Origin of the sequence: Leptospira perdikensis (genome assembly GCF_004769575.1) — a bacterium.
Taxonomy (GTDB): Bacteria; Spirochaetota; Leptospiria; order Leptospirales; family Leptospiraceae; genus Leptospira_A; species Leptospira_A perdikensis.
This window is the reverse complement of sequence record NZ_RQGA01000001.1, coordinates 158,081-179,880: the sequence shown is the minus strand read 5'-3', so window position 1 is coordinate 179,880 and position 21,800 is coordinate 158,081. Positions and strand designations below refer to the sequence as shown.

At 39.5% G+C, this 21,800-nt stretch carries 25 protein-coding genes; 11 read left to right on the top strand and 14 right to left on the bottom strand.

Features of this window, described 5'->3' with window-relative positions:
• Positions 1–439: 439 nt before the first annotated feature.
• The 8 genes from EHQ49_RS00860 to EHQ49_RS00825 all read right to left on the bottom strand — a co-directional run bounded on the left by EHQ49_RS00860 (position 440) and on the right by EHQ49_RS00825 (position 7,639).
• Positions 440–1,327, bottom strand: a complete 888-nt coding sequence (locus EHQ49_RS00860) for a hypothetical protein (protein ID WP_135575402.1) — start codon at positions 1,325–1,327, stop codon at positions 440–442.
• 188 nt (positions 1,328–1,515) lie between these two features.
• Complete coding sequence (locus EHQ49_RS00855; RefSeq protein ID WP_135575399.1) at positions 1,516–2,337, bottom strand: HNH endonuclease; 822 nt, start codon at positions 2,335–2,337, stop codon at positions 1,516–1,518.
• 180 nt (positions 2,338–2,517) lie between these two features.
• On the bottom strand, positions 2,518–2,886 hold the full coding sequence (locus EHQ49_RS00850) for a HepT-like ribonuclease domain-containing protein (protein ID WP_135575397.1): 369 nt from the start codon (positions 2,884–2,886) through the stop codon (positions 2,518–2,520).
• Positions 2,879–3,178, bottom strand: a complete 300-nt coding sequence (locus tag EHQ49_RS00845) for a nucleotidyltransferase family protein (protein ID WP_135575395.1) — start codon at positions 3,176–3,178, stop codon at positions 2,879–2,881. Before EHQ49_RS00845 ends, EHQ49_RS00850 begins: the two co-directional genes overlap by 8 nt.
• Positions 3,179–3,801: 623 nt before the next feature.
• A complete protein-coding gene (locus EHQ49_RS00840; RefSeq protein ID WP_135575393.1) occupies positions 3,802–6,099 on the bottom strand; it encodes a DNA polymerase domain-containing protein in 2,298 nt (765 codons plus the stop codon).
• 17 nt (positions 6,100–6,116) lie between these two features.
• A complete protein-coding gene (locus EHQ49_RS00835) occupies positions 6,117–6,374 on the bottom strand; it encodes a DUF8156 family protein (RefSeq protein ID WP_135575391.1) in 258 nt (85 codons plus the stop codon).
• Position 6,375: 1 nt separating this feature from the next.
• Complete coding sequence (locus EHQ49_RS00830; RefSeq protein WP_135575389.1) at positions 6,376–6,981, bottom strand: hypothetical protein; 606 nt, start codon at positions 6,979–6,981, stop codon at positions 6,376–6,378.
• A 280-nt stretch (positions 6,982–7,261) separates the two neighbouring features.
• Positions 7,262–7,639 (bottom strand): hypothetical protein, encoded by a 378-nt coding sequence (locus tag EHQ49_RS00825; protein ID WP_135575387.1) that lies wholly within the window; start codon positions 7,637–7,639, stop codon positions 7,262–7,264.
• Between the two features lie 248 nt (positions 7,640–7,887).
• Between EHQ49_RS00825 and EHQ49_RS00820 the strand changes: the two genes are divergently transcribed.
• A complete protein-coding gene (locus EHQ49_RS00820; protein WP_244241286.1) occupies positions 7,888–8,631 on the top strand; it encodes a penicillin-binding protein activator LpoB in 744 nt (247 codons plus the stop codon).
• Here EHQ49_RS00820 and EHQ49_RS00815 read toward each other — a convergent pair.
• From EHQ49_RS00815 to EHQ49_RS00805, 3 genes are read right to left on the bottom strand one after another with little or no spacing between them, the layout of a single operon-like run.
• Positions 8,619–9,905, bottom strand: coding sequence for a hypothetical protein (locus EHQ49_RS00815; protein WP_135575383.1), 1,287 nt, complete (start codon positions 9,903–9,905; stop codon positions 8,619–8,621). The two genes, EHQ49_RS00820 and EHQ49_RS00815, sit on opposite strands and share 13 nt — an antisense overlap.
• A gap of 32 nt (positions 9,906–9,937) precedes the next feature.
• Positions 9,938–12,184: a phosphoribosylformylglycinamidine synthase subunit PurL gene (gene purL / locus EHQ49_RS00810; protein ID WP_135575381.1), complete on the bottom strand. Its 2,247-nt coding sequence runs from the start codon at positions 12,182–12,184 to the stop codon at positions 9,938–9,940.
• Positions 12,185–12,193: 9 nt separating this feature from the next.
• Positions 12,194–12,673: a flavin reductase family protein gene (locus EHQ49_RS00805; RefSeq protein WP_135575379.1), complete on the bottom strand. Its 480-nt coding sequence runs from the start codon at positions 12,671–12,673 to the stop codon at positions 12,194–12,196.
• A 104-nt stretch (positions 12,674–12,777) separates the two neighbouring features.
• Here EHQ49_RS00805 and EHQ49_RS00800 point away from each other — a divergent pair, with 104 nt between their 5' ends.
• From EHQ49_RS00800 to EHQ49_RS00785, 4 genes are read left to right on the top strand one after another with little or no spacing between them, the layout of a single operon-like run.
• Positions 12,778–13,152: a Fur family transcriptional regulator gene (locus tag EHQ49_RS00800; RefSeq protein WP_135575376.1), complete on the top strand. Its 375-nt coding sequence runs from the start codon at positions 12,778–12,780 to the stop codon at positions 13,150–13,152.
• 41 nt (positions 13,153–13,193) lie between these two features.
• A complete protein-coding gene (gene mutL / locus EHQ49_RS00795) occupies positions 13,194–15,017 on the top strand; it encodes a DNA mismatch repair endonuclease MutL (protein WP_135575374.1) in 1,824 nt (607 codons plus the stop codon).
• 60 nt (positions 15,018–15,077) lie between these two features.
• Positions 15,078–15,683, top strand: a complete 606-nt coding sequence (locus tag EHQ49_RS00790; RefSeq protein ID WP_004784002.1) for an RNA polymerase sigma factor — start codon at positions 15,078–15,080, stop codon at positions 15,681–15,683.
• Positions 15,684–15,687: 4 nt separating this feature from the next.
• Entirely contained in the window at positions 15,688–16,245 is a 558-nt protein-coding gene (locus EHQ49_RS00785) for an LIMLP_12425 family protein (protein ID WP_135575450.1), read from the top strand.
• A 6-nt stretch (positions 16,246–16,251) separates the two neighbouring features.
• Here the strand turns inward: EHQ49_RS00785 and EHQ49_RS00780 are convergent, their stop codons facing one another.
• Together EHQ49_RS00780 and hpf are read right to left on the bottom strand one after the other, a co-directional pair.
• Complete coding sequence (locus EHQ49_RS00780) at positions 16,252–17,124, bottom strand: hypothetical protein (RefSeq protein ID WP_135575372.1); 873 nt, start codon at positions 17,122–17,124, stop codon at positions 16,252–16,254.
• Positions 17,125–17,131: 7 nt separating this feature from the next.
• Positions 17,132–17,419, bottom strand: a complete 288-nt coding sequence (hpf, locus tag EHQ49_RS00775) for a ribosome hibernation-promoting factor, HPF/YfiA family (protein WP_135575370.1) — start codon at positions 17,417–17,419, stop codon at positions 17,132–17,134.
• A 103-nt stretch (positions 17,420–17,522) separates the two neighbouring features.
• Here hpf and EHQ49_RS00770 point away from each other — a divergent pair, with 103 nt between their 5' ends.
• The 3 genes from EHQ49_RS00770 (at position 17,523) to EHQ49_RS00760 (ending at position 20,127) form a co-directional block, all read left to right on the top strand.
• Positions 17,523–18,266, top strand: a complete 744-nt coding sequence (locus EHQ49_RS00770) for a hypothetical protein (RefSeq protein WP_135575368.1) — start codon at positions 17,523–17,525, stop codon at positions 18,264–18,266.
• Complete coding sequence (locus EHQ49_RS00765; RefSeq protein WP_135575366.1) at positions 18,266–19,852, top strand: glycoside hydrolase family 57 protein; 1,587 nt, start codon at positions 18,266–18,268, stop codon at positions 19,850–19,852. Before EHQ49_RS00770 ends, EHQ49_RS00765 begins: the two co-directional genes overlap by 1 nt.
• Positions 19,853–19,920: 68 nt before the next feature.
• Entirely contained in the window at positions 19,921–20,127 is a 207-nt protein-coding gene (locus tag EHQ49_RS00760) for a hypothetical protein (protein ID WP_135575365.1), read from the top strand.
• A gap of 65 nt (positions 20,128–20,192) precedes the next feature.
• Here EHQ49_RS00760 and EHQ49_RS00755 read toward each other — a convergent pair whose 3' ends face one another.
• Positions 20,193–20,630: an SET domain-containing protein gene (locus EHQ49_RS00755; protein WP_135575363.1), complete on the bottom strand. Its 438-nt coding sequence runs from the start codon at positions 20,628–20,630 to the stop codon at positions 20,193–20,195.
• A gap of 105 nt (positions 20,631–20,735) precedes the next feature.
• Between EHQ49_RS00755 and EHQ49_RS18705 the strand changes: the two genes are divergently transcribed.
• From EHQ49_RS18705 to nusB, 3 genes are read left to right on the top strand one after another with little or no spacing between them, the layout of a single operon-like run.
• Positions 20,736–20,888 carry a hypothetical protein gene (locus EHQ49_RS18705; RefSeq protein WP_167482665.1) on the top strand — a complete coding sequence of 51 codons (153 nt, stop codon included), beginning with the start codon at positions 20,736–20,738 and terminating at the stop codon, positions 20,886–20,888.
• 23 nt (positions 20,889–20,911) lie between these two features.
• Positions 20,912–21,379, top strand: a complete 468-nt coding sequence (ribH, locus tag EHQ49_RS00750; RefSeq protein ID WP_135575361.1) for a 6,7-dimethyl-8-ribityllumazine synthase — start codon at positions 20,912–20,914, stop codon at positions 21,377–21,379.
• Positions 21,376–21,798: a transcription antitermination factor NusB gene (gene nusB / locus EHQ49_RS00745; RefSeq protein ID WP_135575359.1), complete on the top strand. Its 423-nt coding sequence runs from the start codon at positions 21,376–21,378 to the stop codon at positions 21,796–21,798. Before ribH ends, nusB begins: the two co-directional genes overlap by 4 nt.
• Positions 21,799–21,800 lie beyond the last annotated feature (2 nt).

Sequence of the window (21,800 nt, the reverse complement as noted above, 5' to 3'; positions counted from 1 at the left end):
TTCATTCAATTCTATATGTGCGATATATGACGATATTATCCCTGAAATGGAAGGAATAATCGTAATAAATAACAGAAAAGGTATATTTTGTAAATTAATTTCTTCTTGGAAAATAAGTAGAATAATAGAAATGATTAATCCTGCTACTGGATATAAAATTAATATCAGGCATCTCATTTTCAATGAAGGATATAGTGGCCATTCAATAAGTATTTTAGAATTTTTAGGACGGAAAAGTATATCTTTCAACAAATAGTGTGATGCAAGTATAAGTGGAATATAGATAGTAAAAATGATTATGAAATTTGAGTCGATGAGTTTTTGAATTGGATAACTCATTTTAATTACTATTGAATTGAAAAAGATTTTTATATTAATTAAAAAAAGTATTAATACAAACTCTATTGAAATGAAAATTGCACGAAAAAAATCTCCAATTTTATTCATGGTCTAGATACCGATTTTTTTCTACATCATCAAGAATTTTTTTCGCTTCGACATAGAGTGATTCTGCACTTGAATCCTTATCAAGTTTGAAATTACTGGAATTCTCATAGGTGTGCAAAACTTCAGTTTTTCCATCAATGTCGCCCACAATACTTGATTTACCATATCCATCAGCTGACATTAATACCGCCATGTCTCCTATTGGGATGGAATTTGGATTAATTATTTTTAAATCTTTTCTTGCTACTATTGATTCGATTAGACTTTTAAGGTTACTAGTTTCTATGCTATTATTTTTTTTACTTTCTTCATCGAGTTTCAATTGTTCAAGGTTTCGGTTTTTAAGATAATCTTTAAGAGGACCCCATAAGTGACCAAATAATGGGTTTGGTGGATTTATTTTTGACTTTATTTTTACGATTCGATCGAATTTATTAAATCGAATAAAAAATTCATCGAGGTTTGTTATACTTTCAAGTTCAATTTCTGCAAAAAAGCCATGTGCTGAAAAATGTATTATTTCTTCAAATCGCCGCATAAAAGTGAATTGCTCAATCTGATTCCAAACATGAAGATATGCTATCGCAGAATAATCTGGCAAAATTACGAATGGACTACTAGCCAAAGTAAGCTCAGGAATTATTTCAATGATAGATTCATTTTTTAGTTCATCTACACGAGTGACACTGCCTTCATGGGCATATTTTACCATTTTTCCAAAAATATATTTTTTATCGGTTCCAATTTTCGTATCGATAATCGTCCAAATATTTTCCCTAATATTAATTTTGGCTGCATTTCTAACTAATTGTTCTAAGAGTTCATTCGTGAGTAATCCTAATTTGTGATACCTAGCTAAAAAAAATGTTCCGTTAGACATTGATGTTCCTTATGAATAGTTTTAAATAATGGCGACTAACGAACTAGACTTAACGACGTTCCCCGACCCTGAGTCCCGGCGGGACGTTAGGGACTGGCACGTAGCTTGCGAATGCAGGCGAGTGACAGAAGGGGAATGTGTCGCAGACCGAGCGAGGGCTAGTCCCGAAGCGAAGCGTTAAGTCGCTGTTATACGCTGTCTGGTAATTGTTTAGGGATTTTAATCAATTTTTCCATATCATTCTTATCTTCTAGAATATGCATTTTTCTATGACAATTAGGGCAAAGCGCAACAGTATTTTCAATAGAATCTTCACCATTCTTTGATAACCAGATAATGTGGTGAACTTCCAAGAATGGATTTCCTTTATTATCTAGGAACGGAGCACTGTCGTTGCAGAGTTCACATTTTCCATTTGCTCTTCTTTTAACATATTCTTTTAGGATAGAGTTTCTTTCATAAAAAATAGAAGAGATTAATCTTTTGCTAGAAGGTTTAGGTTTATAATTATCTAATAGATTTTTGATTTCTTTTGAATTCTTTTTTTTAATTTCTGAATCAGATAAGTTTTCTTTATGTTTTAAATACTCAAGTTCAACTAAATAGTTGTGTGTGATTTTTTCTAGAGGAAAGATAATTACATCTCTATTTCTTCCTTCAATATCTTTCTGTTTTTCTTTTAGAACATCACCGGTAAATCTCACTTTTCCATGATAGAAGTATTTTTTGGGATTAAAGACTTCAAAAAGATGAATTTGCAATCCAGTTTTAATCGAATTTGCTAAATCGGCATTCTGTTTTTCTAATTTTTGATCACCTAATTTACCTGTGCCTGTGTAATATAGAATGTTTCCATCCCAGCGGTCAGTATAATAACCTTTATAAGGATCTGAAATAAGTACTAAGAGGTTATTTTTTAGGCTTTTTCTCATTCCTCCCATATTACCGACTTCGAATATTTCGGTTAATTGTTCATTTGAAATTTCTTGTCCTATTTCTACTTCTTTCATATTTAATTTTTACCAGATAGCGTATAACGAATAGACTTACCGAAGTTCCCCGACCCTGAGTCCCGGAAACGGGACGTTAGGGACTGGCATGTAGCTTGCGTAAGCAAGGCGAATGCCAGAAGGGGAATTTGGCGTAGCCCGAGCGAGGGCGATGTCCCGAAGCGTAGCGGTAAGTCGCTGTTATACGCCGTTGAGTTGTTCAAGAATTAATTGAACAGTAAGTTTTAATTCAGGTATTTTGTTTTTACAGATATTATAAATTATTTCGTGATCAAGACCTTCATAATGATGAGAAATCACGTCTCTCATTTTCATAATTTTTTCCCAGTCCGTATCGGGATAATTATTTAGAAATTTATTATCTAATTTTGTAACAGATTTAAGATTATCTCCGATTGCTTGTAATCTCATTGCAATTGAATCAAGTATAGTAATTCCATCTTGGGAATTAATTAGATCATCCGGATATTTAATTTTTAAGAATCTATTTTCAATGATTACGATCGATTCAAGAATAAATTCGAACCTTTCGTATATTTCTTCAGACATTTATAATATCTTTTTGAATTCTATTGAGAAAGGAAGGTTTAATTTGATTCCTTTTTCGAACAAGATCAACATTGCGTTCAAAAAGATTTTCTAAAAATATTTTTAAACCAACAAAAGAATCAAAATCGGGAGATTTCATTTCAACGAGTAAATCAACATCGCTATTCGAGTTAACTGTATCTTTAGCAAAAGACCCAAAGACGCCGATTTTCAGAACACCAAAATCATTATTTAGAATTGGTTTAATTTTGGTTAATTCCTCAATCAATTCCTTTTTGGTTTCTACCTTCATATGTTAATTTTCCAAATTCAGTAGAAAAAGTCAATAAATGAGAAATTGAATTTCTTAAAGATTTTACCTTCTGTTTTCAATTTCCTTAATTTTTTGCTGATTTAAGGTGATTTTTACGAAATGGCGTATAACGAACTGTATGCGAAAAGTTGTTTATTCTTTTGGCTCCGCTTCCTTGTTGTGTAGACTTTCGTTTATTGCGTCACTCTTTGTTGGCTTAGCGATAAGCGTTTATTGGCCTGAGTTCGATGCTTATCTGTGTAGCGTTTATTGCTGACTCTTGTGATTTATGCGTTATTCGTATATTTATCCTTCTTTTGCAGGTATTGGCTGGGATTTTCTTATGAGACATAATTTTATTTAGGCTTTGTTTTTTCTTAATTTTAAGGCAGTCGAATTTCTGTTATATTGGGGGTAGAGGGCATAGCTTCGCCCCCTGAGTCCCATTTATGGAAAAACGAATCTGAGTCTTTTTTGTCTGAGGGTTTACGCAAACGTTTTTTGAATTAGTGTTAGAAATTCTCATCTAACGTGTATTTTTTTATTACGAATTAAGATATTTTTTTTGATTTTATGCAATAAAAGTAAATTTGTATATATTGATAATTTTAAATTACTTACTTTTAGATTTTGAAGGGTAATAGTTGTTCGTCGCTAATTAAGTTTTCAAAATCAATGAAACTTGCAAGACTTAGCCAAATTTCTTTGAATGACCTAAGAAGTAATTTTCTGTAGTAGCTCTTGTCGTATCTTATGATATTCAAGAGACCCTTTGTTTCGATTCGTTCTTCGGTTTTATATCTTTTTCCTTTTTGATCTGATTTTTTATTCACCACTAAATACCGAACTTTTTCTCCTGCTTGGACGTGAACTCCCATTTCTAATAGGTCTTTGACTGCGACTGCACTAGGTGCATCGACAGTATAACTTTCTGGATCTTTGGAGGTGGATCTTTGGAGGAGTAGTTCTCTCCAGTTGACAGAGCCTTCCGAAAGTGGTTTGTCATATTTTTCGAATATTTCTAAAATTTCTATTTCCTTTGATTGCATTTCTTTGATAGTTTGAAACTTACACATCCATTGAATCATTTCATTTTGAGCCTTTTTTATATAAATGGGAAAGTCTTTTCGTCTTAAGATAATTCCTCGTCCTTTAAAGTTTCCATCAATGAAACGTCCCATATAACGATTGGCAACTGGCATTTTTTCATCTGTGGTAGATGGAGGAAAAGATATCCAAGAGAATATACCTTCGATATCCATTGCTATTTTTGTTTTTTTTTGGATGATCTTACATATTTCTTCTAGGGTTTCTGTTTTTATAGGTGATCTGTCTTGTTTTTGGATAAATATACAGTCAGTGATAGCATGTATCAAGTTATATCCATATTCTTCTGCAACTTCTTTTGCTATGATTAATTTTTCTCTTCCGAATGCTGTTACAGATTCGTGACTTTCTAATTTTCCGAATTTGGCATTACGATAACCTAAGTAACCGAATGAGGTGACAAGCATCCATTTTAAACTGGATTGTTTTTGATCTATATCGGATTTGTTCGGATGGTTTGTTTCTTTACTTTGTTTTTTGTAATAGGTTCGTCTTGCTACAATATGAGATAGTGCTTCGGAAACTACTCCCTTTCTTTTCTTACAGATTCGGTATCCTAGGGAAGGTACTGTTTCCGTTGTTGGATCGTTTATACAACATAGACAGTTGATTGTTTCGGGTGAAATGTTGTGTAAGACCATGACTTTCGGGTACATTTGGGAAAAGTCCAGTTGTGCTACATTTTCTAATACAAATCCATTTTGTGTGTCTGCTTGGAATACAAGCCCTCCTTTATCAGCATTTAGCAGCTCTAAGGCGGTTTTTGGTGCTTCTAAGGCACTTTTTTGCCAAGGCACTAAGTAGTTCATTCGGAGTGCCACATCTACCTCTATGTAAGTGAGCGCTTTTCCTGTAGAGGCTCTTGCCATTTTTTGAATTGGTAAACGAGAAATGCGTGCTAGCTCTATCACTCCCATAAGATCTGCTTCTTTATAAACAAAGCCATTTTTCGAATCGATATGCCATCTCCCAAAAAGAGGATAAGATGGGGCTCGATAGACAATTGTTCCGTAAGTATTAAAGCTAGTTCCTTTGGTTTGGATGGAACGTCGTATTGTGCTTGTTTTATCTCTATCGAATTCTGTTGTTATGTGATTTTCTTGTGCACATTTGAAAAGATGAGGAAATATGATTTGGTCACCATAGTCAGATAAAATCATATCTGGATTATGTTTTTTAAATATATAATTTAGCTCATGAATGAGTTCTAGTGAATTGTCTGTTGGGATTTTGTAATTACCTGAATTCGTTTTTACCACCAACGTGTTCTTGGTAAGAGAAATTCTGTGGCTTTTTTCTAAAAAAATGGATATTGTTGTTATGTTTGGAACTTTGTAATCTAGCTCATGGATATTTGTAAGAGAACGAACAGTTTTGATTCGAGAGAGATCATTTTTTGTTTGTTCGGAACATACTTCTAAGTAGGCAAGGGGGTATATGTCCTTCTCTACCATATAACCTGTAGTGATTTCAATATCAGAATGGTAGATATCATACTTACCATAGAGATAGAAAAGTTTGTTGGTAATTTTGGGTAAAAGTTGTGGTTTAGAAAGCACCAACTTAAGAACAGAAATTTCTTTGTTTTCATAAAAGAGGAATTTTTTTGTGAATGTTGGTATTTCAGCCAATGCATCTAATTCGTAGAATCTTTTGACCAGTTTTTTTAAAATATTCGGTGAGGCATTTGCGTAAATGATTGGATAAAATTCATCAAAGAATAATTTGAGTTCTCCTGAGTCTGATTTTATCCAAAGGTAGATTTTTTGTTCTGAGTGGTAGATATCAAACAAGTAACCTTTGAATATTTCCATTTCATTTATATAGGATTCTATTTATCAGGGATTTTTTCTAAATGAAGTTTTAGTTTTGTAATGTCTTTCTTTAGTTCGATGAGCATGGAAAGAATCATTGAATCAATAGGGTACGGTAGAGATGCCATAACACCAGCTTGTACCTGTAACTTAGCAGTTCGGATTAGGTCATCGAATATTTCTTGGTCAGACTTTCGAAGTGCTTTGCGGAAGTCGGATAGATTTTCTTCTATCTGTAACATTTGGCGAGAGTAGGGTGTTATCGTTCGTCCCATATTAAATACCCGTAATGGAAGTTTTTCTCGTACGGATGCGAGAAAAATCTTTTTCCACTTTTAGTTCCCATAGATTTTGTGTGACGCGTAATAGTTTTGGAAAAAATATTTGAAAGTTTTTGTGTGAATATTTCCAAGATTCAATGATGAGTAGTGGAACATCTTTGTCGGGAAATTGTTCGATTAATTCTAACATTAAATTCAATAAAAATAAACCTTCATCATCCTTGACATCCCCATCTAGAAATTGTTTACATGGAGCTAACAAGAAATAGATGGTATTTCCTTCTTCTGAGATTAGCATCTTTTTGAGTGCATCCAAAATCTGATAGGGTGTGAATGCTCTTTGGATTTGGATTTGTTCTAAGAATGGTTCTGGGGCTAAATTCTGTTTTCGTGTTTCTTCTGCGATCATAAGGGGGTTGAATCGAATGGCGCAATCCAGATTAAAAACCTGAAAACCCGAACAAACCAAGGCATATTGCCAAAAATGAGCGAGTCGGTACATTCCTTTCTCTCCGGTGAGAAGGCCGAGATCCCGCCCATTCCATTTTTGGATGGGTTCATAGACGTTCGTAGAAGTATGGGTTTGTTCTGCGAGAATCATTATACTAATTATATGTATAGTAAAAATATGTAAAGTGAAATTTGCAATCAAGTTTCCTTTTTTACTCACAAAAAAAGGAAACTCACTTACCTTTTCGATTCAAATATAGAAAGTAGGCTCGACGGTTTAGGTATGCGAAACTAAGGGAAGATTTTCAGGTTATAAGGGGGCACATTCATCAATGTAATGATCTTAAAAAGTCAAAGGTGGACTTAAGGAGGGAAGATCATCCTATTTAGACATTACAATAAATATCTAAATAGGAGGTGAACTTATCGAGTTACAGAGGGGGAACTTCTTGGACCGTTTTGACTCCGGTGACAAAATAGCTGGTCTCCGCAAAACAACTAAAAGGAACTCCAACATGTTCTTCATATTCTAAAACAACCCTTTTGCCAATCGATCCGTTCAACTGGTCTGCAATGGCCTCGTCTCGAATGCTAAAGTAGAATTTTTCAGTCATTGTTCCGGGCATAGTAACAAGGGCCATCTCTCCTTCCCAGGTTTTGCAAACCCAACCTTTTTTGGAAAGTTTTTGAATGTAACCTGCACGATCTCCTTCAGAATAACTCCACTGGAGTGTGAGCCAAGTATAACCCGCGAACAAAATGGCGAGGAGGACGAGAAGAAAGCTGAATCGAATTAAAAATTTACCCATAAGTTAATCCAGTATTCTGAAAAGAAAAGAGAAAGTTTCAAGACAATATTTTGATCAAAGGCTGTCAAATTTTGAAATTACGATGGGGGCCCTGCGCCAGGGAGACGTAGGGCTTGGTCCTTCGGCGGGAACCGTCGGAGGACGGAAGCGAGAAGCGCACCCCGGAGTGGCCCGGTCCGTGATCTATGAGAGTTCTATCCACTAACAGACTGGAGGCGCTCGTAGAAAAATAAAAATAATGCATAAGTATGAACATTTTTCTAAAAAAAATTGGAAGATCCGGATTGGGATCGCAAGTTTTGGTCATCCGTGGTAAAGGAGAACCATTGGGTGGCGGGTCTAGTTCCCCACCCTCTAATCGGGCGGGGATCACCATACCCTCACATTCTTTCTTGCCAAACTCCCGAACTCCCACCAAACTCTCCTCAATGCGTATTTTATTCCTCTTCCTTTTTTTATCGTATGTATTTGTTAGTTGTTCTTCTGTTTCCTATCAAAAAATAGATAAGGCCAAGGCCACCAAACAATGGGGAGTTTTGGAAGTCAAAGAAACGGCTCGAAGTATGAGCCACTCCTTATCCACATATTATAAGACGGATTTGAAAACTGGGTATTTAGAATGGAAAGCAATCCAAAATTCTACGTCAGAACATATTGATACCAAACTCATCAGTAATGAAATTTTAAACCAACTCACAAAAGAGAAGGTTCCTTTTGTGGATACCTCTATCAGGGAAGAAGCCAGTGCAGAGATGGCATTTGGAAAAACGGGAATGGTTTCGTCTGAATCGCGTTTGGCGGTTGGTAAGTTTAAATCACCTTCGCATAAAATCAAAGGTGAGATCAATGAAGTTGTAAATTATGAATCCGGATCTCGGATCCAATACATCACGGTGACACTTTTTCTTGTGAGTTTGGAAACTAATCAAATTGTTTGGTCGGAACAAACCAATTTTTTAAAAACTAGTCGAGTGGAAGGTTATGGCCTTTGATTGTCTGGGAAAAAACAAAACCGAACTTTAACTTTTCCCATAGCAGGATTTAAAACATAAGGAAGTGTGTCTTTGTTCATGATCAGTTTGGGAGAGGTAAGGGTAGACTTTGACTTTCCCAGCCAAACATATTCGGGAAAAAACCGAACATAACGATAATCATCAGAGATATCTAAATCTTTTCGCATATTTCTTCTGGCATCATCATAAGAAGTTTCAATCCATTCAGCTCCCAATTTGAAACCAGTAATCATAATTGTAATACCGACGGCACCTAACTCACTTGAGTTTGCCTCGGCACCTAAATAAACAATACCGGCACCAAGGGCAACGATAGTCGCACTGACAAGGATGGCACCGGTGACTTTGACTGTTCCTTTGGTTCCTTCTTTTAGGGCACTAGCAGAAACTAATTGGAAGTATTTAGAGTCTTGGATGAGTTCTGAGATTTCGTTATCGCGAGTTAGGTGTCGTTCATACCAACCTAAGGTATCTTTTTCTAAAACAAGTGGTGTTTTATTTACGCCATCCACAATCGTCAGAGGGGTTTGTTTTCCTGTTTGGCGAAATTTTAAATTTCTAAGTCCTCGGATAAAGTTTAGGTTTGCGGAAGGGTCCATTTCTGGTTCGGCTCCAGGACCACCAAATACTAAAATAAACTCTTCATTTTCGGAATACCTTTCATTTGCCATCGCACGTAAAGTACTCGATTGGGGTTTTAATTGGCTTGCTTTTCTGAAATCCACTTTGGCTTCTTCGATGGAACCAGTGGAAAGCCAAAGGGAAGCAAGTAATAGACGTAAGGTGGGGTCATCAAATTGGCCTTCTGCACTCCATTCCCCACTAAGTAAGTTCCCCGCATACCGCGCTTGGATTTTTCCTTTATCGTATTCACCCGCTCTTACATAATACAATCCAAGGAGGATATGGAGGTAGATGATTTCTGCTTCAGAGGCGTAGTATCCTTCTTCAGTTTCCATATAGAAAAAAGATTTTAGGGATCTTGAGGCACTGAAACGAAGGCGTTCCTTACTTTCTTCTGCTAATGTTGCTAGATGTTTGTAGTCTGTTTCGCCTTTTAAAAAGCTCAAATGCGCTCGTTCGAGAATCGCAATAAAACCTTTTCGTTCTTCTGTGGGTAAGTAATCAATTGCATTTTCTAGATTGGCTTTTTTGTAAGCGCGGAGGGAATCTTCATATTCTTGTCGTTTGGCGATACTTGTACATTGGATACAAAGCAGTAATAAAATAAAAGAATAGAAGGATAGGCGCATTCGGCCCATCCTCTAACAAAATTTAGTTTTGTCTATTCGAAATAACCTTTAAGCCCAGCTTCAAATTCTGTTTCTAATGATTTGGAAGTCCATTCCCATTGGAATCCATTTCCTTTGACAGAAAGAGAAGATTTGGAATTGGATTTACCAAGAGTTGTGAAACCAAGTCCTGCTTTGGTGTATTTTTCTTTGACTTTCTCTTCGTCTTTGGGTAGGAAACTCACAACAAAGGTAGCACCTGTTTCACCAAAACAAAGTTCGTCTAGACGTGAAAAACTTTTTTGTAATCCTTCTAAGTTGACTTCGAGTCCCTTGTCTCCAGAAATTACAATTTTAGCAAGTGCCACGAGAAGGCCACCGAGTGACAGGTCTTTTGCGGAAGTGAGAAGTCCTTCTTTACGGCAAGAGATCAGTGTGTCGATGGCCGCTTTTTCTTTCGCAAGAGAAATGGTTGGAATTTTTCCTGTGTCTAGGCCATGAAAACGGTAAAGATACTCTGAGGCAGAGATAGTTGGCTGGAATTCTCCCACAAGGGCATAGACTACTTCTTCCTCAATGCGAGGGTAGGTATGAATCCCTTTCGCCACGTCATCAATCACTCCCACCATACCAATCGTAGGTGTTGGGAAGACTGGTCCTTCTGGAGATTCATTGTAAAAAGATACGTTTCCACCAGTTACGGGAAGTCCAAGGAAACGACAAGCATCCCCAAGTCCTCTCACACATTCACTAAAGATATAATAGTTTTCTGGGATGTAGGGATTTCCAAAATTTAGGTTGTTTGTGACCCCGTAAGGTTCCGCTCCCGTAGAGGCAACGTTTCTTGCCGATTCACAAACAGCAATTTGTGCCCCTTCGTATGGGTTCAGATACGTGTAACGCGAGTTACAGTCTGTGGCCACAGCAATTCCTTTTTTGGTTCCAGGGATCCGAACGAGCCCGCCGTCTTCCCCAGGTTCTACCACTTTCACAAGTCCCACTTCTGTATCATATTGTTCATAGAGGGGGCGTCTGGAGCTGATATTTAAAGAAGAGAGTAGGGTGTTTAGAGTTTGGGAAACCGTGTCTTTCGACAAATCATTGATTTTTTTTGGATCAAACTTTGTCACCTCATCGAGGTAAGCCGGCCTTTTTTCTTCTCTTACATATCTTGGGGCACCACCACCCAGTACGAGTGAGTCTGCCGGGATTTCTGCTTTGAGTTTTCCATCTTTTCGGATGCGAAGGATCCCATCACCAGTGACCGTTCCAATCTCCACTGCATTCAGTCCCCATTTGTGGAAGATAGAAACTAGTTCTTCTTCCTTTCCTGTTTCTGGAATGACAAGCATTCGTTCTTGGGATTCGGAAAGCATAATTTCGTAAGCGTTCATATCCGACTCACGGAGGGGAACTTTGTTTAAGTCCACGTCCATTCCGGTTTTTCCTTTGGCACTCATCTCGGATGTAGCACAAGAAATTCCGGCCGCTCCCATATCTTGGATTCCTACAAGTAAGTTCTTTTGGATGGCTTCGAGCGATGCTTCCATCAGAAGTTTTTCCATAAAGGGATCACCCACCTGTACTGCGGATCTTTTTTCTTCGGATTCTTTGGTTAGGTCTTTGGAGGCAAAACTGGCACCATGGATTCCATCTCTTCCTGTTGTGGCACCCACGATGTACACTTTGTATCCTACCTTTCCTTTGGTAGAAGCAGAAGCCATTTGGTCGTGACGAGCAATTCCCACTGTCATCGCATTGACGAGTGGATTTTTTGTGAAAGTCGGATGGATGAATAATTCTCCACCACCTACAGCAATCCCAAGAGAGTTTCCGTAATCACCAATTCCTTTGACGGCTCTTGTTAAAAGATATTTATTACGAGCTTCTTTTGGATCACCAAACCGTAGTGAGTTGAGAGAAGTGATGGGTCTTGCCCCCATCGTAAAAATATCTCTCATGATCCCACCAACACCTGTTGCTGCACCTTGGTAAGGTTCTACGGCCGTTGGATGGTTGTGGCTTTCGATTTTGAAAACAACTGCTAGACCATCACCGATGTCCATGGCCCCTGCATTTTCTTCCCCAGCTTGCGCTAAAAGTTTGTCCGACTTGGTTGGTAGTGTTTTTAATTTTAAAATTGAATTTTTATAAGAGCAGTGTTCCGACCACATGGCGGAGAAGATCCCCAGTTCCGTAGAGTTTGGCATTCTTCCTAAGATCTTTTGGATCTCTACAAATTCAGTTTCTGTAAGTCCGTGTTCTTTTGCATCTTCCAGACTAACTTTCTCTTTTTCCATACTGATTCCTTAAACGAGTTCCCTATAATTACGATTGAAGTAGAGGAGGGGAGAACCTTCCCGAGTTACCACAGCTTCCACAAGACCGATGAGGATCCAATGGTCCCCAGCATCGATGGTTTGGTTCACTTTACAGTCGAGTGAGGCCAACGAATCCGGTAAAACTGGGGCTCCGGTGGAAAGAGTTCCTGGTTTTAGTCCTTCCAAAACTACCGCTTTGTCCAGGGAACCAGAAGCAAAATCAGCGGAAATTTGTTTTTGTTCGGAAGAAAGAATATTCACCACGAAGTTTCCGGCTTTTTCAATGGGTTCTTTGGCGCTGGAGTCTTTGGCCAAACAGAATAAAACTAACGGCGGTTCTAAGGAAACAGAAGAAAAACTAGAAACAGTAATTCCGCCTTTTTTTTCTTTTGATTCATAAGTAATCACACAAACTCCACTCGCCCAAAGCGAAAGTGAAGTTTTAAACTGGTCGATGGATGCTGGCATAAAACCTCGGTATTGACAAATATCAATTTCTGGAAGGATTCTAAAAACCAAATTCCATTTGACCCATTGATTATTTGTAGATGATTTAAGGGTAAGGCGATAGTATGAAAGCACTCACAAAACATAGAGAACTTATTTTTCATGACCTAAAAGAAAGAAAAGACCACCCGACTGCAAAGATGGTTTTTGAATCCGTAAGAGGGAAAGCTGACAAAATTAGTTTTGCCACTGTCTACAATTCCTTGGAATACTTAGTGGAACACAAGATGGTAAACAAACTCAATATCGAATCGGATTCGGTTCGTTATGATGCGTTTTTAGAAGACCACTCCCATTTGCTTTGTTCCGATTGTGGAAAGGTTTTGGACGTGGCTCCTTTGAAACTCAGTGACCAAACCGATTTAGAAGGTTTAGGCTTCCAAGTGAAACACGTAGATGTTGTGGTTTCCGGCACCTGCTCCGACTGTAATTCACTCTAAATTTTTCTGGATAGGGAGGTTCCCTATCCCATGATTGTCCTATGGGCATCATTCATTCACTTTCGGCGGATCTTATCAACCAAATTGCCGCCGGAGAGGTGATTGAATCCACCCATTCGATTCTCAAAGAACTCATCGAAAATTCCATCGATGCCGGTGCCACGAAGATTGAAATTGCCACCGATTCCGCTGGGTTCGGTAGGATCCTTGTCTCTGACAATGGACATGGAATCCAAAAAGAGGATTTACCTCTTGCCATCAAACGTTACGCCACTTCTAAAATCCAAAATTTCCATGACTTAGAACATCTATTTACCTTTGGGTTTCGGGGCGAAGCTCTGGCCTCCATTGCATCTGTTTCTCGGATGGTTTTGGAATCAGGGACAGAGGGAAATCGCACCGCCTACCGCGTGACAGTCGAAGAGGGAAAGGTTGTAAAGGAAGAAGAAATTCCTTTTTTCTTAGGAACCAAAATTGAAATCAAAGATTTATTTTATAATACGCCAGTTAGGCGGAAATTCTTAAAAACAGAAACGGGCGAAGAGAAAAAAAACAGGGCTCGTGTCCAGACCATGGCAGTCTCCGAACCAAAGATTGGATTTCGGTATTTGCAGAACGGAAAGGAAGTTTTGAATGTAGTTCCCGAAGACGGTTTGGAACGAGTATTATCGGTTTACGGTGAAAATCTCCGAGACCATCTCCTTCCCATCCAAACGAGTCGGAATGGAATGACCCTTCGCGGTTGGATCTCTCATCCTGATTTTTATAAATCCTCTCGAGCCGGACAGTTTTTCTTTGTGAACAACCGTTCGGTGGAATTAAAGTTCTCTGCCCAAATTCTCAAACGTTGTTATGGGGAACTTCTGCCCAGTGGTGCCTTTCCTTATGCTTATCTTTTTTTTGATCTCCCTCGTGAGTTTGTGGATGTAAATGTCCATCCGCAAAAAAAAGAAGTCCGGTTTTTATCAGAAGAAACCATCACAGGAATTCTTTTCCAAGGGATTACAGAAGTTTTAAGAACTTCTACCCCTGTGGAATTTTTAGAAATGCGACGTAGACTTTCGATGCCCATTCCCTATGAAAATCGTGGGGGAGAATCTTATGCCGGAGGGTCCGGGTTTGGTGGCCCAGGATTTGGATTTGGGCAAGGGATGTTTGGAAACCTCCAAACCGATGGAGATACACTTATCGGCCCAAGTTCCATTGAAGGAAGACAAGGATTTTCGCTGGAAGGAATTGGTGCTGGAACCAACCTGCATTTGTTAGGTGAGAATCTTACCAAACACAATCTTTTTGTTCCAAAAAAACATTACGGGGTTCTATTTGAGACCTTTATCCTTGCGGAAGCCGAGGATGGACTCTATATCATCGATCAACATACGGCCCACGAAAGGATTCGTTACGAAGAAGTTTTGCGAGACCTAAAATCCAAAGCGTATAAGTCACAAAGCCTACTCACTCCCATTCGCCTGGAACTGACAAAAGAAGAAGCCGAAGAGATGTTGGAAGAACGGACTCGGTTTTTGGAACTTGGAATCACTCTCGAACCTTTTTCGGGTGGAACCATTCTCATCCGAGAAGTGCCATCCTACATTGATCCCGGCAAAGAAACAGAAACCATTTTGGATTTATGGGAAAGGTTCAAACAAAAAGATCCAGAAGACAAAGAACTCTATGATGAAATGGCCAAATGTGTGGCCTGTCGTTCTGCTATCAAAAAGGGAGATCAAGTCTCTGACCCCATCATCGGGGAACTTTTACAAAGATTATCCTACTGTGAAAATCCATCCCTTTGTCCTCACGGCCGACCCACTCTCATCAAACTCACAAGAAAAGATCTCGAAACCATGTTTCACCGGATCTAAAGCACAAACAAACAACCGAAAAACATTGATAGAATTCTTGGATTCGAAATTCTGGGCCTCATGCCACGCCCCCTAGAAGGCAAAAATATGACCCTGCGGGAGAAGGAAAAAATCCTCCTCCAAAAGATCAAAGCAGGGGATCCGACTGCCTACATGACCTTAGTGTCCCCTTTCCGGGAACGATTGTTCCGCAAAGCCGTTTCCATGGTAAAAGATGGAGACGATGCGGAGGATATTGTCCAAGACGCCCTGATTTCTGGTTATAAATCCATCCAAAACTTTCGTGCGGAGGCAGGGGTTTATACCTGGCTCTACCGAATCGTGGTGAATAAGTCCAAGGATTTGCTTGCTAAGAAGAAAAGGGGTCGAGAAAAACCCATGGATGACTCGGGAGATAACCAATTTGTGGATTCTCGTGTCGGATATGAAAAAAAATTGGAACTTTCTGAAGAGTCTCGTTATCTAATGGATAAGATCGCACTCTTAGAAGATTCCTACAAACAGGTTTTGGAACTTCGTTATTTCGAAAATCTTTCGTATAACGAAATTGCTGAGATCATGGAATGTAACGTAGGTACTGTTAAGAGTCGTCTCTTCAAGGCCAAGGAGTTTTTGAAGCACCTCATCCAGAAAGACGAAAAGGGAGAAGGGTTCTTTGAAAAATAAGTTTATGAATTTAAAAGATTGGTTTCGTTCACAATATCCGGCTCTCTTCCCGGAAGAGGCAGACAATGTGGTTTTGGAAAATAAGATTTGTTCTCTTTTCCAGCGTGTGAAGGAAAAGGAAGACACCATCCTTCCTCGAATGTCAAAAGACTTCGACACCCGCCTCTTCAACCTCCTCGAATCCGTTACCATCGACAAACCCAACCAAAAGATCTCCTTCACTTTCCGAGACTTAATCGAAAACCGAACCGTTCAGTATTCTTTTTCTGCTGTGATGGCCCTCAGTTTAGTGTTCATCCTTGTGAGCCGCACTTCTCAAGAACCAACTTTTACTGGAAATCAAGATACGGCTGGTGTTGTGATTGAACAAAACAACTACCAAAATGAACCAACAAGCCTTGATCTAAATGAATCTTACCAAAAACGCGTGTTACTCGATCGTTTGCGATCGGCTCCTGGAGCTGTTTACGGACTTCGAGAACTCGAATTATATTATGAAAAAACAGGAAGGGAGTCTTCTGCTGATGAGTTAAGACTTCTTATCGAATCTGTAGAAAGATAAAAACCTCTAAACAAATCCTTTGGCAAATTGGACGGCATCTCTAGAACGGATGTCGTCAGCCGAATGGAGGATGGCCAGTGCGAACTGTTCGATCCTTGCTTCCAAACGAAACGACCCACCACTTCTTTCTTTACTATCCGCCAGTCTCTTCAGTTCCGAAAACCAAATTTGGATTGTGGATTCGTCTTTTTTGAGAGGGGGATTAAAAATCCCTTCTCGCCAAGCAAGGACGGGAACGAGTTCTTTCATCTCTTCTTCTTTTGTGGTGATCTCATTTGCCTTCTGGATGAGGGTGAGAAGGGGTGGCCACCGAACGATGGTATGGGGAAAAAGTTGCGGGTCATTTAAAAAGGCATTTCGATAGGTTTCGATTCCTTCTCTTTCATTTCCTGTCATCACTTGTGTTTCCGCTAAAAAGTACAAAAGGACAGGGGACTGTTTGTTTCCCCCGTAAAGTAAAACTTCTAGAGCCATTCCGTAATCTTTGATTTTGATAAGACAAGCCGCTAGGTCACGTAACAAGTCTTTGTCGAGAGCATTCGCTCCTTCCCATTGGTAGGCGAGTTTTAAGTGGTCTCGTGCTTCTTTTAGAATGCAGTCTTGGGTGGCAAAAAAACTGTCAGTGTTATGATACCCACGTTTTCGAATTTCCGATTCAAAATCGGCAAAAAGAGAAAGCAGGAGTTTGCCTCTATCTTTTCCTTCTCTTGTTTTTAGAATTAGATCAAGTCTATGGTCCCAAAAACTGGCAATATAAAATCCACTGATGGAGGCAAGATCAAGTGGATCCCTGTCCAGAAGTACGGAATAAAGAGATTTCGCAGTTTCAAACTCACCATTAGAAAGATAGGTGAGTGCTTCTTCCGACTTCTGAATCATAAAAGAGTTAGTGTTGGCTTTTTTTATCGTGGTGTTTGCTTGTTTGGGAAAGAATTTTATCTTCCAATCCATCGATACAAACATATACATCTTTGTCTTGGTTGTGAGCATTGAAATTATTACCATCAGCGAGTAACTTCATGTTAGCGTGGATTTCTCCATGAATGGCTTCAAATGATACTTCACAGGATACGATTTTTTGAACGAATTTTGATACTCGTTCTAATTTTTCATCCGCGTATTTTTCAGCCGCTTCGGAGCGGTCTAAATGTTTCCAGGTATAATTGATTTTCATAGTTTGTCCCAATTTGGTATGGATAGATTGTATTTTGGAAAAAAAGCAAACGTCAAATAAAAAAGAATTGAAGGTGGGTGTTTCTCGTCTTTAAGCTTGGAGGATGGCGAATGAAGAAAAAAAAGATGGGCCAGTAAAAAAATCAGCTCCTAAAAAGAAAAAACCAAGTGCCACTGCTACTAAAAAATCTTCGAAAACTGCAGCCAAAAAAGCAGTGAAACCAGAGGAGATTCCCTCACCAAAATCACCACTCAAATCCATTTACAACGATTCCAAGTTTACTTCACACCCGGAATTTCCACCGGAAGATCTGATTCGAGTCCTCGTTCGCACACCAAAAGAGGCTTTTGTATTTTGGAAATTTTCTGAAAAAACCATGAAGAGTCTTTTAGATGAATTGGAAACAACGTCGACTGATGGTTTGCATTTTCGATTGAAGGTAGAATATAAAAATATTTTTGGAAGTGAACGAACCGAGTTTTATGAGTTAGCTCCTTATACAGAATCTTATTATTTAAAGTTTATGTTTCCTGTTCGGGACATCCAAACCTATATCCTTGTTTCCTATCATAAAAAAGAAATTTCTGCCCTTCATTCTTCAGGAAAGGATCTTCCCGGAGGAACCGAGTCCTTTCGATTGGACAAAGAGTGGATCCACCCTAAATGGATTGAGTTAGGGATTGTTGCTAAGTCTATGGGGAACGATGAGTATTATTTCAAAGATGGAGACGCCTCAGAGTTTTATGTGAACCCACGTAAGGTTGGTCCCAGCGAATCAAGTGCAGATCCAAACCAAACCCAGTCGCGGTGGGGAAATGGGTCGGGGTCAGGAAAAGGACTTTTATAATGCATCATTTAATCAAAGGGCATTTGGTATTTGTTTTACATGCCCACCTACCATTTGTTAGACACCCTGGGTATAACAATCCATTTATTGAAGAAAATTGGCTAAACGAAGCCATTCTTGAAACCTATATCCCTCTCATCCGAGTGTTTCGGAATCTAAAAAAAGAATCGGTTCCTTTCCGGATCACCATGTCTTTCACTCCGACACTTTCTTTGATGTTAACGGATCCTTATTTACAAAATAGGTTTCGTAATTATTTAAAAAATCTCATCACACTAGCAAAACAGGAGACCAAACGCACTGTAAAAGATCCCCATTTAAATTTTCTTTCGAAAAGATACTTAGAACATTTTTTAGATACTGAGTCTATCTTTGAAGAAGAGGGTGGTGACTTAACCAAACTGTTTTTACCTTTTGTGGAGTCAGGGGAATTGGAAGCGATGACAAGTCCTGCGACACATGCCTTCCTTCCTTTTTATGATTCGGAAAGTTCAATCTTTCGTTCCCAATTGAAAAATGGAAGAAGGACTTTTCGACGCATTTGGGGGCGAGATCCGAAAGGAATTTGGCTTTCGGAATGTGGATACACACAAAAATTAGAAGAGGAACTCGACCGAGAGGGTTTTCGTTATTTCTTTGTCGACACCCATGGAATCACACATGGAAATCCAAGACCAAAGTTTGGTGTGTATGCGCCGGTGGAAGTGGGTCATGGCGTTTTTGCTTTTGGTCGTGATCCCGAAAGTAGCAAACAAGTTTGGAGCTCCATCGATGGGTATCCGGGAGATTTTCGATATAGGGAATACTATAGAGACATTGGCCATGACCTTCCTTGGGAAGAAATCTCTCCTTATTTAGATTCGAATGGGGTGCGAATCAATACAGGTATCAAATACTTTCGGATCACCGGCAAAACTTCGGACAAAGGGTATTACCATCCGGACTGGGCGATGGAAGCGGCCGGAAATCATGCGGAAGATTTTTTACGAAACCGCATCCACCAAGCAGAAGTGTTATACGAAGCTAACAAACAGCAGGCGGTAATTGTTTCACCTTATGATGCCGAGTTGTATGGTCACTGGTGGTATGAAGGCCCACAGTTTATTGAATTTTTATTTAAAAAAATCCACTTCAATCAAAACACAATCAAACTCTCTCATCCTATGGAGGCGGCACGTTCTCTTCCTCGTGTCCAGTCAGTGGAGATGAAGATGAGTAGTTGGGGAGAAAATGGATATGGAGAGGTATGGCTAAACCCAACCAATGATTGGATTTACCCTCTCATCCACGGAATGAGCATCCGAATGCACAAAAGGGCGCATGAATTTGGGTCAGGAACCGAACTACAAAAACGGATTTTAAAACAAATGGGAAGGGAACTCCTCCTCTTACAAAGTAGTGATTGGGCCTTCATTATGAAGACAGGAACTATGGTGGATTATGCGGTTCGGCGTACCAATGTGCACACGAATCTCTTTTTAGCTTTAGAGGCAATGCTCACAGGAAATCTGGACGAAGGGGTTCTTTTGGCGGCGGAGGCGGAGAACAATGCGTTCCCTGACATCCGAATCGAAGATTTCTATTAGAATTCTTTTCGTAAATTTCTTGCCTAGGGAGTTCCCGGTAGGACGCTTGTCCTAATCGGAGGGTTTCTATGTCGCGAAGGTATCGTTTTCCCTTGGTTCTTACACTCCTTTTCTTTGCTGCCAACTTTTTGGTTTGTAGGTTGATGCATAAAGAAAACACGGAAGGGGTCTTCCGTATGGATGATTCGGTCATCCGTTATATGGATGCTTTGGAGGCCAGTGAAACTGGTGAGTCCACTTCCAAACCATCTTTCTCGAATCACGGTCTCCTCTAAAGACCGTTTTTAGTTGTTTTTATTTGGTTATTTAAGCCAAAGATTTCCTTTGGCCTTATCATCTATCACTTCGGTTTGAAGTCGACGTTGTCCCAATAGTCCTTTCCATAATCAAAGAAAATTTCCGTTCCTTCTGGGATGGTTTTTACAACTTTAAACCTAGCTGTTTTCCATCGCACAGATGTGATGAGTTCCGCGTTAGGTTTTGAGGAGTGATTGATATAACGGGTGTAATTGGATTCACGTCCTTCCCCATAAATCCACCAGTCTTTACAGATCCAAAGTAAGTATTTTGAGTCTACGTATTTGTTTGATTCCGCTTGTTCATCAGTAATGATTTTACCCATGTAGTAACCAACGGTATCTCCCTTGTATAATGTTTGTTTGGTGAATAGTCCCATTCCGATATTGGGGACAGAGGAAGGTTTTACGATAAAGTCCTTCTCGGCATAGACTACCGGTTTCCTTTTTTTGGCCTTCTTCACAGATTTCTTTTTCTTCATTTTCTTCCTATATGACATAAGAGGAAAACAATTCTACCTTGTAAAGCCATTGGTATTTAAGATTGGATGGTGTGCACTCCGAACTTTAAAGGTGAGAGGGGATTTATGAACCGGGAACCAGAAAAGCTACCTGAAGAGAAAACCAATGTTGTGAATCTGGCAATCTACCGAGCCAAAAAAGCACTCGAAAGAGATGGGTTCGAAGTGGTAGAAAATCCAGACGGAAAGATTACCCTTGTCATTCGTCTTGCGAAATAACACCCCCCTAGGATTTTGGATACATGACAGCTACACTGGAAGGCACCCGCATCGGAAACGGACAAAAACACTGTGTCATCGTTTCAAAGTTCAACGAATTCATCACTGAGTCTCTACTGAAAGGGGCAAAAGATGCTTACAGACAACATGGGATTAGTGATAGTGATGTCACTGTGATCTATGTTCCTGGTGCTTTCGAACTCCCTCAAACCGTAAAACGTGTCCTTGGGTCCAAAAAATACCAATTCTCTGCCATCGTTTGCCTTGGGGCAGTGATTCGCGGGGCCACCTCTCATTATGATTTGGTTTCTGGGGAAGCCGCCAAAGTGGGGTCAGTCGCCGATGGATCGGTTCCTGTTATTTTTGGAGTCATTACGACTGAATCGATCGAACAAGCCATTGAAAGAGCCGGCACCAAAGCGGGTAACAAAGGATACGAAGCAGCAACCACAGCCATTGAAATGGCAAATCTTTTTAAAGAGATCGGATGAGTTCTAGACACCGCGGGCGAAGTCTCGCCTTAATGTGCCTCTACCAAATTGATCTCGTCGGAACGGATCCGGATCGGGCGATGAAATTCGATTGGTATGACAAAAAAATCACTAGAGAAGAAAAGGATTATGCTGTCTTTCTTGTGAAAGGAGTGGTCGAAAATCGAAAAAGCATCGATACTCTAATTAAGAAGTATTCGGAGAATTGGGAACTTTCGCGTATTTCCGTGGTCAACCGCTGTATTTTACGTTTATCGATTTTGAGTTTGCAAAAGGAACCTTTCCTTGCGGCACCTGTTGTCATCAATGAGGCTGTGGAACTCACAAAAGAATTTGAAACGGATGAATCAGCGCAGTTTATTAACGGACTACTCGATGCCTTCTATAAGAAGGAGATCGTAGCGAACAAACCCCAGTAAGA

Excerpts from the sequence above, each read along its gene's own strand:
- EHQ49_RS00840 (WP_135575393.1), bottom strand. The coding sequence starts at position 6,099 with ATGGAAATATTCAAAGGTTACTTGTTTGATATCTACCACTCAGAACAA.
- EHQ49_RS00815 (WP_135575383.1), bottom strand. The coding sequence starts at position 9,905 with ATGCGCCTATCCTTCTATTCTTTTATTTTATTACTGCTTTGTATCCAA.
- EHQ49_RS00780 (WP_135575372.1), bottom strand. The coding sequence starts at position 17,124 with ATGATTCAGAAGTCGGAAGAAGCACTCACCTATCTTTCTAATGGTGAG.
- EHQ49_RS00770 (WP_135575368.1), top strand. The coding sequence starts at position 17,523 with ATGGCGAATGAAGAAAAAAAAGATGGGCCAGTAAAAAAATCAGCTCCT.
- ribH (WP_135575361.1), top strand. The coding sequence starts at position 20,912 with ATGACAGCTACACTGGAAGGCACCCGCATCGGAAACGGACAAAAACAC.
- nusB (WP_135575359.1), top strand. The coding sequence starts at position 21,376 with ATGAGTTCTAGACACCGCGGGCGAAGTCTCGCCTTAATGTGCCTCTAC.
- EHQ49_RS00805 (WP_135575379.1), bottom strand. The coding sequence starts at position 12,673 with ATGCCAGCATCCATCGACCAGTTTAAAACTTCACTTTCGCTTTGGGCG.
- EHQ49_RS00760 (WP_135575365.1), top strand. The coding sequence starts at position 19,921 with ATGTCGCGAAGGTATCGTTTTCCCTTGGTTCTTACACTCCTTTTCTTT.
- EHQ49_RS00825 (WP_135575387.1), bottom strand. The coding sequence starts at position 7,639 with ATGGGTAAATTTTTAATTCGATTCAGCTTTCTTCTCGTCCTCCTCGCC.
- EHQ49_RS00850 (WP_135575397.1), bottom strand. The coding sequence starts at position 2,886 with ATGTCTGAAGAAATATACGAAAGGTTCGAATTTATTCTTGAATCGATC.
- EHQ49_RS00790 (WP_004784002.1), top strand. The coding sequence starts at position 15,078 with ATGCCACGCCCCCTAGAAGGCAAAAATATGACCCTGCGGGAGAAGGAA.
- EHQ49_RS00835 (WP_135575391.1), bottom strand. The coding sequence starts at position 6,374 with ATGGGACGAACGATAACACCCTACTCTCGCCAAATGTTACAGATAGAA.
- EHQ49_RS00830 (WP_135575389.1), bottom strand. The coding sequence starts at position 6,981 with ATGATTCTCGCAGAACAAACCCATACTTCTACGAACGTCTATGAACCC.
- EHQ49_RS00860 (WP_135575402.1), bottom strand. The coding sequence starts at position 1,327 with ATGTCTAACGGAACATTTTTTTTAGCTAGGTATCACAAATTAGGATTA.
- mutL (WP_135575374.1), top strand. The coding sequence starts at position 13,194 with ATGGGCATCATTCATTCACTTTCGGCGGATCTTATCAACCAAATTGCC.
- EHQ49_RS00855 (WP_135575399.1), bottom strand. The coding sequence starts at position 2,337 with ATGAAAGAAGTAGAAATAGGACAAGAAATTTCAAATGAACAATTAACC.
- EHQ49_RS00765 (WP_135575366.1), top strand. The coding sequence starts at position 18,266 with ATGCATCATTTAATCAAAGGGCATTTGGTATTTGTTTTACATGCCCAC.
- EHQ49_RS18705 (WP_167482665.1), top strand. The coding sequence starts at position 20,736 with ATGAACCGGGAACCAGAAAAGCTACCTGAAGAGAAAACCAATGTTGTG.
- purL (WP_135575381.1), bottom strand. The coding sequence starts at position 12,184 with ATGGAAAAAGAGAAAGTTAGTCTGGAAGATGCAAAAGAACACGGACTT.
- EHQ49_RS00785 (WP_135575450.1), top strand. The coding sequence starts at position 15,688 with ATGAATTTAAAAGATTGGTTTCGTTCACAATATCCGGCTCTCTTCCCG.
- hpf (WP_135575370.1), bottom strand. The coding sequence starts at position 17,419 with ATGAAAATCAATTATACCTGGAAACATTTAGACCGCTCCGAAGCGGCT.
- EHQ49_RS00800 (WP_135575376.1), top strand. The coding sequence starts at position 12,778 with ATGAAAGCACTCACAAAACATAGAGAACTTATTTTTCATGACCTAAAA.
- EHQ49_RS00820 (WP_244241286.1), top strand. The coding sequence starts at position 7,888 with ATGAACATTTTTCTAAAAAAAATTGGAAGATCCGGATTGGGATCGCAA.
- EHQ49_RS00755 (WP_135575363.1), bottom strand. The coding sequence starts at position 20,630 with ATGAAGAAAAAGAAATCTGTGAAGAAGGCCAAAAAAAGGAAACCGGTA.
- EHQ49_RS00845 (WP_135575395.1), bottom strand. The coding sequence starts at position 3,178 with ATGAAGGTAGAAACCAAAAAGGAATTGATTGAGGAATTAACCAAAATT.